Raw genomic sequence first — 11855 nt, forward strand, 5'->3', positions numbered from 1 at the left:
TCAACTCCCCTGCCGCTCAGTGGACTTGTTGACCGTGGCCGCGCCCAGGAACGCCGGGCGCTCGCCGCCGCCGTGGAGGAGCAGGGACGCGCCGGTGATGTACGCGGCCCGGGCGGAGGCGAGGAAGACGGCCGCCCCGCCCACCTCGTCCGGTTCGGCGAGCCGCCCCAGCGGCACGGTGGCCGCGACGGCCGCGACACCCTCCTCGTCCCCGTAGTGCAGCGGCGCCAGTTCAGTGCGGACCATGCCGAGCACGAGCGTGTTGACCCGCACCCCGGGCGCCCACTCCACCGCCATCGAGCGGGCCAGGTTCTCCAGGCCCGCCTTGGCGGCGCCATAGGCGGCGGTGCCGGGCGAGGCGCGGGTTCCGCTGACGCTGCCGATCATCACCACCGAGCCGCCGGAGGCCCGCAGATGCGGGTACGCGGCGAGCGAGGCGGTGAGCGGGGCGGTGAGGTTGAGCTCCACCACGCGCGCGTGGCGCTCGGCCGAGGTCTCGCCGAGGAGGCGATAGGGCGTACCGCCCGCGTTGTTGACGAGCACGTCGAGGCGCCCGTACGCCGTCGCGACCGCGTCGAAGAACTCCCGTACGGCCTGCGGTTCGCGCAGGTCGAGCGGGCGGAACTCGGCCTCGCGGCCCGCCGCGCGGACCGCCTTGTCCGGTGGTCTGCGGGCGCAGACCACCACCTCGGCGCCCGCCGCGAGGAACGCCCGTGCGATGCCCGCGCCGACGCCCCGGGTGCCGCCCGTGACGACCGCCGCCTTCCCGGCCAGCTCCATCCGCGCTACCTTCCTTACCTAACAAATGTTTGGTGGAAAGGTAGCTGATCCGCCCATGGGTGTCTCCACCACCGCCCCCGACAGGGGGATGTCCCTCGTCACGGTCGACTTCCCGCCCGTCAACGCGCTTCCGGTGCACGGCTGGTACGAGCTGGCCGACGCCGTGCGCGCGGCCGGGCGCGACCAGGGCGTGCGCTGTGTCGTCCTGGCCGCCGAGGGGCGCGGCTTCAACGCCGGGGTCGACATCCTGGAGTTGCGGCGCGACAGCGGCCACGGCGCGCTCATCGGCGCCAACCGGGGCTGCTACGAGGCGTTCGCGGCCGTGTACGAGTGCGAGGTGCCGGTGGTCGCGGCGGTCCAGGGGCACTGCCTGGGCGGGGGGATCGGCCTGGTCGGCAACGCCGACGTGGTGGTCGCCAGCGAGGACGCGGTCTTCGGGCTGCCCGAGCTGGACCGGGGGGCGCTCGGCGCCGCCACCCATCTGGCCCGGCTCGTCCCCCAGCACCTGATGCGCGCGCTCTACTACACCTCGCGCACGGCCACGGCCCGCGAGCTGCTGGCCCACGGGTCGGTGTGGAAGGTGGTGCGCCGGGCCGAACTCCTGGACGCGGCAATGGAGCTGGCCCGCGAGATCGCCCGCAAGGACGGCACCCTCATCCGGCTCGCCAAGGCCGCCATCAACGGCATCGACCCCGTCGACGTCCGCCGCAGCTACCGCTTCGAGCAGGGCTTCACCTTCGAGGCGAACCTCGACGGGGTGGCCGGCCGGATCCGGGACACCTTCGGCGAGGAGCCGGGGAAGGGGAGCGGGCGGACATGACGGACAAGACCATGACACCCGAGGACGTCGTCGCGCGGCTGCGCAGCGGGATGACCCTCGGCATCGGCGGCTGGGGGTCGCGCCGCAAGCCGATGGCGCTGGTGCGGGCGCTGCTGAGATCGCCGGTGACGGATCTGCGGGTCGTCTCCTGCGGCGGCCCGGACGTCGGTCTGCTCGCGGCCGCCGGAAGGATCCGCGAGCTGGTCGCCCCCTTCGCCACCCTCGACTCCATTCCGCTGGAGCCGCACTTCCGGGCGGCGCGCGAGGCGGGGACCCTCGCCCTGACGGAGATCGACGAGTCGATGTTCCTGTGGGGCCTGCACGCGGCCGCCAACCGGCTGCCCTTCCTGCCGGTACGGGCCGGGCTCGGCTCCGACGTGATGCGGATCAACCCGGGGCTGCGGACGGTGACGTCGCCGTACGAGGACGGGGAGACGTTCGTGGCCGTGCCCGCGCTGCGCATGGACGCGGCGCTGGTCCACCTCAACCGCGCCGACCGCCTCGGCAACGGCCAGTACCTGGGCCCCGATCCGTACTTCGACGACCTGTTCTGCGAGGCCGCCGACAGCGCGTACGTCTCCTGCGAGCGGCTGGTGGAGCCCGGCGGCTTCGCGGACGCCGTCCCGCAGACCCTGCTCGTCGCGCGCCACTCGGTCACGGGTGTCGTGGAGGCGCCGAACGGGGCGCACTTCACCTCCTGCGTACCGGACTACGGGCGCGACGAGCCCTTCCAGAAGCTGTACGCGACGACGCCGTGGGAGGACTTCGCGGAGCGGTTCCTTTCGGGGCCGGACGAGAAGCACTACCAGTCGGCCGTACGGGCCTGGCACGAGGAGACGCGATGACGCGGAGGGTTGCGGCGACGGAGGGCGGCCCGGGGGCGGAAGGCGGCGCAGGGGCGGCGGACGGGGCGCGGGGGGCGAGCCGTGCCGAGTACTGCGTGGTCGCCTGCGCCGAGGCGTGGCGCGGGGACGGGGAGGTGCTGGCCAGCCCGATGGGGCTGATCCCGTCGCTGGGCGCCCGGCTCGCCCGGCTGACCTTCGCCCCGGACCTGCTGCTCACCGACGGCGAGGCCACGCTGGTGGGGGCGGACGGGGCGGCGGAGGGCTGGCTGCCGTACCGCCGCCACCTGACCATGGTCACCGGGGGCCGACGGCACGTGATGATGGGCGCGAGCCAGCTCGACCGGTACGGCAACCAGAACATCTCCTGCATCGGCGACTGGGCGCGGCCCGCGCGCCAGCTCCTCGGAGTGCGCGGGGCGCCCGTCAACACGCTCAACAATCCGGTGAGTTACTGGGTCCCGCGCCACTCCCCCCGGGTCTTCGTGCCCGCCGTCGACCTGGTGTGCGGCATCGGCTACGAACGGGCGGCGGCCGTCGGGGCGCGCTACCACCGCATCCCCCGGGTCGTCACCGACCTCGCCGTCCTCGACTTCGCGACGCCGGACCACTCGATGCGGCTCTCCTCGGTGCACCCCGGCGTGACGGTCGGACAGGTGCGCGCGGCCACGGGTTTCCCGCTGGCGGCGCGGGACGACGTCCCGTACACACGCGCCCCCACCGCCGGGGAACTGCGCCTGATCCGGGAGGTGCTCGACCCGGAGGGGCGGCGCGGGAGCGAGGTACGCGGCTGATGGAGACGGCACTGACCCGGCTGGTGGGGGTGCGGCACCCGATCGTGCAGACGGGCATGGGGTGGGTGGCCGGACCCCGGCTCGTGACGGCCACGGCCGAGGCCGGGGCGCTGGGCATCCTCGCCTCGGCGACGATGACGCCCGAGGAGCTGCGGGCGGCGGTACGCAAGGTCAGGTCGCGTACCGACGCGCCGTTCGGGGTGAATCTGCGGGCGGACGCGGGGGACGCGCGCGAGCGGGTGCGGATCATCGTGGAGGAGGGGGTGCGGGTGGCGTCCTTCGCTCTCGCCCCCTCGCGGGAGCTGATCGCCGAGCTCAAGGACGCGGGGGTGGTGGTCCTGCCGTCCGTCGGGGCGCGCCGGCACGCCGAGAAGGTGGCGGCGTGGGGCGCGGACGCGGTGATCGTGCAGGGCGGGGAGGGCGGCGGCCACACCGGGGAGGTGGCGACGACGGTGCTGCTGCCGCAGGTCGTGGACGCGGTGGACATCCCGGTGGTGGCGGCCGGGGGCTTCCACGACGGGCGCGGTCTGGTGGCGGCGCTGGCGTACGGGGCGGCGGGGATCGCGATGGGCACCCGGTTCCTGCTCACCTCGGACTCTCCGGTGCCGGACGCGGTGAAGGCGCGGTATCTGGCGGCGGGGGTCGGGGACGTGACGGTGACGCGGGCGGTGGACGGGCTGCCGCACCGCGTGCTGCGCACGGAGCTGGTGGCTTCGCTGGAACGTGCCGGGCGGGTACGGGCGCTGGTGCGGGCGGTACGGCACGCGGCCGCCTTCCGCTCCCTGACCGGCCTGTCGTGGCCGCGCCTCGTCCGGGACGGGCGGGCCCTGCGCCACGGCAAGGACTTGACGTGGAGTCAGGTGCTGCTCGCCGCGAACACGCCGATGCTCTTGCGGGCGGCGATGGTGCAGGGGCGGGGTGAGGCGGGGGTGATGGCGTCCGGGCAGGTGGCGGGGGTGATCGGGGATCTGCCGAGTGTGGGGGAGTTGGTGGGGAGGGTGATGGGGGAGGCGGAGGCGACACTGTCGCGGCTACGGGCTTTCGGCCCCCTCCCGCCGCTTCCCGAAACCCTCCGGGGGTGAGCGCTCCCTGGGCGGGGGGTTCGCCCGCGGCCCGTGGGGCTGATCACCTCTCGGGGCGGAGTGTTGGTCCACGACCCGGTGGGCGGCTGACAGCCCTCCCGGGGCAAGGCGTCCGTCTGCGGACCGTGGGCGGCTGCTCGCGCAGTTCCCCGCGCCCCTGGCCACCTGGGGGCGCGGGGAACTGCGCGAGCAACCCAGCACGGTCCGCAGACAAAAACGGGCCCCACCAGGGGCGCGGGGAACTGCGCGAGCAACCCCCATCCGCCCGCGGGCGAACAGGTAGCCCACGGGCACCGCCCCCGCCCGGCTGCCCGCCCAGGGCGTACGGGAAGGGGCGGGGTGGGGAAAACACCCCCCGCTAGGCCGACGCCCCGCGCCGCCCGCCCGCCTGCGGACGCCCACGACGCACCGCGCCACCCCCCTGGCCACGCGCAGCCCCCTGCCCCGACCGGGCTCCCTGGGACTGGCCGGACCGCGTCCCCTGGGACGCCTGGCCCGAACGGGCCCCCTGGGACGACTGCCCCGACCGCGCCCCTTGGGACGCCTGCCCCGTACGCCCCGAAGACCGCGCCCCCCGGGCCCGCGCCGGACGGGCGGGCTGCGGCTGGGCCGGGACCTCGATCACGACCGGGACGCCGGACGGCTCGCGCGCCCCCGTGACCCGTACCAGCTCCTCGTCGCTCGACTTCACCGCCGCCGTCTGCGGACGGATCCCCGCGAACGTCATCAGGCGGGACATCTCGCGCTTCTGCTCGGGCAGGACCAGCGTGACGACACTGCCCGACTCGCCCGCGCGGGCCGTGCGCCCGCCCCGGTGGAGGTAGTCCTTGTGGTCCGTGGGCGGATCGACGTTGACGACCAGGTCGAGGTCGTCGACGTGGATGCCGCGCGCCGCCACGTTCGTCGCCACGAGCGCGGTGACCTGGCCGTTCTTGAACTGGTCCAGGGTGCGGTTGCGCTGCGGCTGCGAGCGGCCGCCGTGCAGGCCCGCCGCCCGTACGCCGCTGGCGAGCAGCCGCTTGACCAGCCGGTCCACCGACCGCTTGGTGTCCAGGAACATGATCACCCGGCCGTCGCGCGCGGCGATCCGCGCGGTGACGGCCTTCTTGTCGGTCTCGTCCTGGAGGTAGAGGAGGTGGTGCTCCATCGTCGTCACCGCGCCCGCCGAGGGGTCCACGGAGTGGACGACCGGGTCGGTGAGGAACATCCGGACCAGCCGGTCGATGTTCTTGTCCAGGGTCGCGGAGAACAGCATCCGCTGACCACCCGGCTCGACCTGCTTCAGCAGCGCCGTGACCTGCGGCATGAAGCCCATGTCGGCCATCTGGTCGGCCTCGTCGAGGACCGTGGTCGCCACCTGGCCGAGCACGCAGTCGCCGCGCTCTATGAGGTCCTTGAGGCGGCCCGGCGTGGCCACGAGCACCTCGGCGCCGCGCCGCAGCGCGTTCGCCTGCTTGGTGAGCGAGAGCCCGCCCACGACCGTGGTCAGCCGCAGGTTGACGGCGGTGGCGTACGGCGTGAGCGCGTCGGTGACCTGCTGGGCCAGCTCACGCGTCGGCACGAGCACCATGGCGAGCGGCGCCTTCGGCTCGGCGCGGCGGCCCGCCGTACGGGCGAGGAGGGCGAGGCCGAAGGCGAGGGTCTTGCCCGAGCCCGTACGGCCCCGGCCGAGGATGTCGCGCCCCGCGAGGGAGTTCGGCAGCGTCGCGGCCTGGATCGGGAACGGCTCGGTCACCCCCTGCGCGGCCAGCGTCTTGAGGAGCGCCGCGGGCATGTCGAGGTCGGCGAAGGCCGCCACCGCGGGCAGCGCGGGCGTCACCGACTCCGGCAGCGTGAATTCACCCTGCGGCTGCACGGTCCGGCCGCGCGCGGAGTTCGCGGCGGGCTTGGCGGAGCTGGAGCTGGAGCGCTTGCGGGGGGTCGAACGCGTCATACGGGATTTGCCTTCCTGGGCCCGGGGGACGGACAGCACGCAAGCCGGGACCCGCACCTGCGCGGTGCGGGCCCCGGCTCGGGATTCGCCGAAGATCAGGCGGGGAGGATGTTCTCCGCCTGCAGGCCCTTCTGGCCCTGGGTGACCTCGAAGGAGACCTTCTGGCCCTCCAGGAGCTCACGGAAGCCGGAGGAGGCGATGTTCGAGTAGTGGGCGAAGACGTCCGGGCCGCCGCCGTCCTGCTCGATGAAGCCGAAGCCCTTTTCCGAGTTGAACCACTTCACGGTGCCAGTAGCCATGTCATTCTCCTGAATAGGTAGGGGCCCCATCCGGAGAAAGCCGGTAAAACAATAATGCGCCTGAGGAACATTCCCGTCAGGCGCACATAAAGTCTATGGGTACCAAAACTGCAACGGGGAAAACTCTACCACGTCACCGGCCCGTGGGAAGGGGCGCCGGTGTGCGGCGCGCCACTCCCCCGTCGGTGCCCCCGCGCGGTTCACAGCCTCTCGATGACCGTCACATTGGCCTGGCCGCCGCCCTCGCACATGGTCTGGAGGCCGTAGCGGCCGCCCGTGCGCTCCAGCTCGTGCAGCAGCGTCGTCATCAGCCGTACGCCGGTGGCCCCCAAAGGGTGGCCCAGCGCGATGGCGCCTCCGTTGACGTTGACCCGCGCCGGGTCCGCGCCGGTCTCCTTCAGCCACGCGAGCACCACCGGCGCGAAGGCCTCGTTGATCTCGACCAGGTCGATCGCGTCGATCGTCAGACCGGTCCTGCGCAGTGCGTGCGCGGTCGCCGGGATCGGGGCGGAGAGCATCCGGATGGGATCCTCGCCGCGTACCGAGAGGTGGTGGATACGGGCGCGCGGAGTGAGCCCGTGCTCGCGTAGGGCCCGCTCGCTCGCGAGCAGCATCGCGGCGGCGCCGTCGGAGACCTGGGAGGAGCAGGCGGCGGTGATCGTGCCGCCCTCGACGACGGGTTTCAGGGCGGCCATCTTCTCGGCGCTCGTGTCGCGGCGCGGCCCCTCGTCGGCGCGCACCTGCCCGTACGGCACGCTCTCGCGCAGGAAACGGCCCTCGTCCAGGGCACGGACCGCGCGCCGGTGCGAGTGCAGCGCGAACTCCTCCTGGTCCTCGCGGGTGATCCCCCACTCGAGGGCGATCAGCTCGGCTCCGTGGAACTGGTTGACCGGCCGGTCCCCGTACCGCGCCCGCCAGCCGTCCGAGCCGGCGAAGGGGCCCTCGGTCAGCCCCAGCGGCTCGGCCGCCTGCCGGGAGGCGAAGGCGATCGGGATCATCGACATGTTCTGGGTGCCGCCCGCGACCACCAGGTCCTGGGTGCCGGAGAGCACGGCCTGCGCGGCGAAGTGCACCGCCTGCTGGGAGGAGCCGCACTGGCGGTCGACGGTGACGCCCGGCACCTCCTGCGGCAGCCCGGCCGCCAGCCACGCGGTGCGCGCGATGTCCCCCGCCTGCGGCCCGACCGCGTCCAGGCAGCCGAAGACGACGTCGTCGACGGCGGCCGGGTCGATCCCGCAGCGTTCGACGAGCGCGCTGAGCACATGCGCCCCCAGGTCGGCCGGATGGACCCCGGCGAGCCCTCCCCCGCGCCGGCCCACCGGTGTGCGCACCGCTTCGACCACGTATGCCTCGGCCATGTCCCCAACTCCCTCGACGTGTCGGCGGGTCACTCTCGTACGGCGATCCCGTCCAGCACCATCGACAGGTACTGGCGGGCGATCTCCTCGGGGCTGTGCTGTCCGCCGGGCCGGTACCAGGAGGCGGCCACCCACACCGTGTCGCGGACGAACCGGTAGGTGAGGCGGACGTCCAGGTCCGCACGGAACACCTCGTCCGCGACCCCGCGCTCCAGCGTCCCCAGCCACGCCTGCTCGAAGCGGCGCTGGGAGTCGGCGAGATAGGCGAAGCGGGGCAGCTCGGTGAGGTGCCGGGACTCCTTCTGGTAGATCGCGACGGCGGCCCGGTGCCGGTCGATCTCCCGGAAGGACTCGGTGACGAGGGCCTCGATGGTCTCGCGCGGCCCGAGTGAGGCCGCGAGCACGGCGTCGTACCCCTGCCACAGCTCGGTGAGGAAGGTGGAGAGGATCTCGTCGAGCATCGATTCCTTGGAATCGAAGTGGTAGTAGAGGCTGCCCGCGAGCATGCCCGCCTCGTCCGCGATCCTGCGGACCGTGGTGGCGTTGTAGCCCTGGGCGGCGAACACCTCGGCCGCGGTGGCGAGGAGTTCCGCGCGCCGCTCGGGCACGGCGGTCACCTGCTGCTTCTTGTTGTTCGGCACGGGTCCATTGTGGTCCCGTCCGCTAGGGGTGCCGGCTGCTGACGGCGACGGATTCCCCGGTCATGTACGAGGAGTAGTCACTGGCCAGGAAGACGATGACGTTGGCCACCTCCCAGGGCTCGGCATGCCGCCCGAACGCCTCGCGCGCGGCGAGCTCGCCGAGGAGGGCGGCGGAGGTGACCTTGGCGAGGTGGGGGTGGAGGGCGAGGGAGGGCGAGACCGCGTTGACCCGCACGCCGTAGGCGGCCGCCTCGACCGCCGCGCAGCGGGTGAGCGCCATGACGCCCGCCTTGGCGGCGGCGTAGTGGGCCTGCCCGGCCTGGGCGCGCCACCCGACGACGGAGGCGTTGTTGACGATGACGCCGCCGCGGCCGGCGGCCCGGTAGGCGCGCAGGGCCGCCCTGGTGCAGCGGAAGGTGCCGCCGAGGGTGACGTCGAGGACGCGGTCCCACTGCTCGTCGTCCATGTCGGCGAGCTCGGCCGTACCGCCGAGGCCCGCGTTGTTGACGACGATGTCCAGGCGCCCGTGGATCCGTATGGCCTCGGCGAAGAGCGCGCGCACCTGGGAGTCGTCGGTGACGTCGCAGGGCAGCGCGGCCACAGCCCCGGCGCCGAACTCGGCCGCGAGTGCCTCGTGCGTCTCCCCCAGCCGACGGGTGTGCGCGTCGCTGACCAGCACCCGCGCGCCCTCCTCCAGGAGGCGGCGGGCGGTCGCGCCGCCGATCCCGGCTCCGGCGGCGGCGGTGACGACGGCGGTGCGGCCGTCGAGCAGGCCGTGTCCGGGCACATACGGAACCTTGTTGTCGGTCACACCCGCAGGCTAACCTACCAAACACTTGTTAGGGAACGGTCGGGCGGCGAAGGGGCGGACCCCGCGATGGACTTGGACCACACGGCCGGGGAGGACGCCTTCCGCGCCGAGGCGCGCGACTGGCTCGCGGCGCATGTGCCGTCCGCGCCGCTGCCCTGCCTGGAGACGGCCGAGGGCTTCGCCGCGCACCGGGAGTGGGAGGCCGAGCTGTACGCGGGACGGTGGTCGGCCGTCTCCTGGCCCGAGCGGTTCGGGGGCCGGGACGCCGACATCTTCCGGTGGCTGGCCTTCGAGGAGGAGTACTGGGCGGCGGGCGCGCCCGGCCGGGTCTCCCAGAACGGCGTCAGCCTGCTCGCACCGACGCTCTTCGACCACGGCAGCGAGGAGCAGCGGGCCCGGGTGCTGCCGGACATGGCGAGCGGGGCGGTGGTGTGGGCGCAGGCGTGGTCGGAGCCGGAGGCCGGGTCGGACCTCGCCTCGCTGCGGTCGCGGGCCGTGCGCACGGAAGGGGGCTGGCTGCTGTCGGGCCAGAAGACGTGGTCCTCGCGGGCCGCGTTCGCCGACCGCGCCTTCGGCATCTTCCGCACCGACCCGGCGGCGCCCGGACCGCACCAGGGCCTGACGTATCTGATGTTCGGCCTGCGGGCCCCCGGGGTGACCGTCCGCCCGATCGGACGGCTCGACGGCAAGCCGGCGTTCGCGGAGCTGTTCCTGGACGAGGTGTTCGTCCCCGACGAGGACGTGATCGGGGAGCCGGGGCAGGGCTGGCGCATCGCGATGTCCACGACCGGCAACGAGCGCGGGCTCACCCTGCGCTCCCCCGGCCGCTTCCTGGCCGCCGCCGACCGGCTGGTGCGGCTGTGGCGCGAGAGGGGCGAGGACCCGGGGCTGCGCGACCGGGTCGCGGACGCGGTGATCGGGGCCCGGGCCTACCAGCTGTTCACCTGCGCGGGCGCCTCGCGCTTCGCGGCGGGCGAGGCGATGGGCGCGCGGTCGAGTCTCAACAAGCTGTTCTGGTCCGAGTACGACATCGCGTTGCACGAGAGCGCGCTCGAAATCCTCGGCACCGAGGGCGAGTTGGCGGGCGGGCCGGGCGGCTGGGCCGAGGGGTACGTCTTCGCGCTGGCCGGGCCCGTGTACGCGGGCACCAACGAGATCCAGCGCGACATCGTCGCCGAGCGCCTGCTCGGCCTGCCGAAGGGCCGTCCCCGATGAGGTTCCTGCCGACGCCCGAGCAGCGCGACTTCACCCGCTCCCTGGACGCGCTCCTGACCGCCTGCGACACCCCGAAGGCCGTACGGTCCTGGGCTGCCGGGGACCACGGCCCGGGCCGGGCGCTGTGGCGGCGGCTGGCCGGGGCCGGGGTGTTCGCGCTGGCCGCGCCGGAGGCGTACGGCGGGGCGGGCCGGCTGCCGCTGGAGCTGGCCATGGCCCACCGGGAGCTGGGCCGCCACGCGGTGCCGGGTCCGTTGGTGGAGACGGCGGCGGCGACGGCCCTGCTGAGCCGTCTGGCGGACGCGGGCGACCCGGGTCCGGCCGGACGCCTGCTGCCGGGCCTGCTGAGCGGCGAGGCCGTGGTCACACTGGCCGTGCCGGAGGGCGGGGGGTGGGTGCTGGACCCGGACGGGGCGGACGCGGTGCTGGTGGTGACGGCGGGCCCGGGCCGGGCGGCCGAGCTGCGGCTCGCCCCCGGCCACGGGCCTCTCCACGCCTCCCTGGACCCCGCCCGGCGGCTCGCCCGGCCCGGCCCCGGCGGGGAACTCCTCGCCGCCGGGCCCCGCCTGGACGAGGCCGTGGGGTGCGCCGTGCGCTGGGCGCGGCTCACGGCGGCGGCGCAGGCGGTCGGGGTGGCCGAGGAGCTGCTGCGCCGCACGGTCGCGTACGTGCGTCAACGTGTGCAGTTCGGGGTGCCCATCGGCTCGTTCCAGGCGGTCAAGCACCGGCTGGCGGACACCCTGCTCGCGGTGGAGTTCGCCCGGCCGCTGGTGTACGGGGCGGCGCTCACCCTCGCCCCCGGCGATCTCGCGGCGGCGAAGACGGCGGCGGGCGAGGCCGCGTACACGGCCGCCCGCGCCGCGCTCCAGCTGCACGGCGCGATCGGCTACACCGAGGAACTGGACCTCTCGCTCTGGCTGCGCAAGGCCCGGCCGCTACGGGACGCGTGGGGCACACCGGCCCAGTGCCGGGCGGAGGTACTGGGGGCTTGCTCCTAGCAGTCCCGTTCACCCGCGGGCCGGTGGGGGCTTACTCCTGGCAGTCCCGTTCACCTGCGGGCCGGTGGGGGCCGGCCGCGCAGTTCCCCGCGCCCCTGGAAGCGCGCCCCTCCGGCGCGCCCAGGGGACTGCCGCGCAGCGGCATTCTCAGGGGCGCCTGCGGGCCGGTGGGGGGCTTACACCTAGCAGTCCCGTTCACCTGCGGGCCGGTGGGGGCCGGCCGCGCAGTTCCCCGCGCCCCTGGAAGCGCGCCCCTCCGGCGCGCCCAGGGGACTGCCGCGC

Annotated in this window: 12 protein-coding genes; 6 read left to right on the forward strand and 6 right to left on the reverse strand. The window is 74.3% G+C overall.

Annotated features, from left to right (window positions below):
- Positions 1-780, reverse strand: a complete 780-nt coding sequence (locus ACZ4MU_RS11165; RefSeq protein WP_467873977.1) for an SDR family oxidoreductase — start codon at positions 778-780, stop codon at positions 1-3.
- Between the two features lie 55 nt (positions 781-835).
- Between ACZ4MU_RS11165 and ACZ4MU_RS11170 the strand changes: the two genes are divergently transcribed.
- The 4 genes from ACZ4MU_RS11170 to ACZ4MU_RS11185 are packed head-to-tail and all read left to right on the forward strand — an operon-like array spanning position 836 to position 4318.
- On the forward strand, positions 836-1600 hold the full coding sequence (locus tag ACZ4MU_RS11170) for an enoyl-CoA hydratase family protein (RefSeq protein WP_467873979.1): 765 nt from the start codon (positions 836-838) through the stop codon (positions 1598-1600).
- On the forward strand, positions 1597-2445 hold the full coding sequence (locus ACZ4MU_RS11175; RefSeq protein WP_467873982.1) for a CoA transferase subunit A: 849 nt from the start codon (positions 1597-1599) through the stop codon (positions 2443-2445). The genes ACZ4MU_RS11170 and ACZ4MU_RS11175 overlap by 4 nt, the downstream gene beginning before the upstream one ends.
- Positions 2442-3236 carry a CoA-transferase subunit beta gene (locus tag ACZ4MU_RS11180; RefSeq protein ID WP_467873985.1) on the forward strand — a complete coding sequence of 265 codons (795 nt, stop codon included), beginning with the start codon at positions 2442-2444 and terminating at the stop codon, positions 3234-3236. Before ACZ4MU_RS11175 ends, ACZ4MU_RS11180 begins: the two co-directional genes overlap by 4 nt.
- Entirely contained in the window at positions 3236-4318 is a 1083-nt protein-coding gene (locus tag ACZ4MU_RS11185; RefSeq protein WP_467873988.1) for an NAD(P)H-dependent flavin oxidoreductase, read from the forward strand. Before ACZ4MU_RS11180 ends, ACZ4MU_RS11185 begins: the two co-directional genes overlap by 1 nt.
- 358 nt (positions 4319-4676) lie before the next feature.
- Here ACZ4MU_RS11185 and ACZ4MU_RS11190 read toward each other — a convergent pair whose 3' ends face one another.
- From ACZ4MU_RS11190 to ACZ4MU_RS11210, 5 genes are all read right to left on the reverse strand, one after another.
- A complete protein-coding gene (locus tag ACZ4MU_RS11190) occupies positions 4677-6251 on the reverse strand; it encodes a DEAD/DEAH box helicase (protein WP_467873991.1) in 1575 nt (524 codons plus the stop codon).
- A 95-nt stretch (positions 6252-6346) separates the two neighbouring features.
- Entirely contained in the window at positions 6347-6550 is a 204-nt protein-coding gene (locus tag ACZ4MU_RS11195; protein ID WP_053727847.1) for a cold-shock protein, read from the reverse strand.
- 200 nt (positions 6551-6750) lie between these two features.
- Positions 6751-7908: an acetyl-CoA C-acetyltransferase gene (locus tag ACZ4MU_RS11200; protein WP_467873995.1), complete on the reverse strand. Its 1158-nt coding sequence runs from the start codon at positions 7906-7908 to the stop codon at positions 6751-6753.
- A 29-nt stretch (positions 7909-7937) separates the two neighbouring features.
- Positions 7938-8549 carry a TetR/AcrR family transcriptional regulator gene (locus ACZ4MU_RS11205; protein WP_467873998.1) on the reverse strand — a complete coding sequence of 204 codons (612 nt, stop codon included), beginning with the start codon at positions 8547-8549 and terminating at the stop codon, positions 7938-7940.
- Positions 8550-8571: 22 nt separating this feature from the next.
- Positions 8572-9360 carry an SDR family oxidoreductase gene (locus tag ACZ4MU_RS11210; protein ID WP_467874000.1) on the reverse strand — a complete coding sequence of 263 codons (789 nt, stop codon included), beginning with the start codon at positions 9358-9360 and terminating at the stop codon, positions 8572-8574.
- 66 nt (positions 9361-9426) lie between these two features.
- Here ACZ4MU_RS11210 and ACZ4MU_RS11215 point away from each other — a divergent pair, with 66 nt between their 5' ends.
- Both ACZ4MU_RS11215 and ACZ4MU_RS11220 read left to right on the forward strand, forming a co-directional pair.
- Positions 9427-10575 (forward strand): acyl-CoA dehydrogenase family protein, encoded by a 1149-nt coding sequence (locus ACZ4MU_RS11215; RefSeq protein WP_467874003.1) that lies wholly within the window; start codon positions 9427-9429, stop codon positions 10573-10575.
- Positions 10572-11573, forward strand: coding sequence for an acyl-CoA dehydrogenase family protein (locus ACZ4MU_RS11220; RefSeq protein ID WP_467874006.1), 1002 nt, complete (start codon positions 10572-10574; stop codon positions 11571-11573). Before ACZ4MU_RS11215 ends, ACZ4MU_RS11220 begins: the two co-directional genes overlap by 4 nt.
- The last annotated feature ends 282 nt before the right edge of the window (positions 11574-11855 follow it).

Source organism: Streptomyces sp. NPDC026377 (assembly GCF_055567715.1).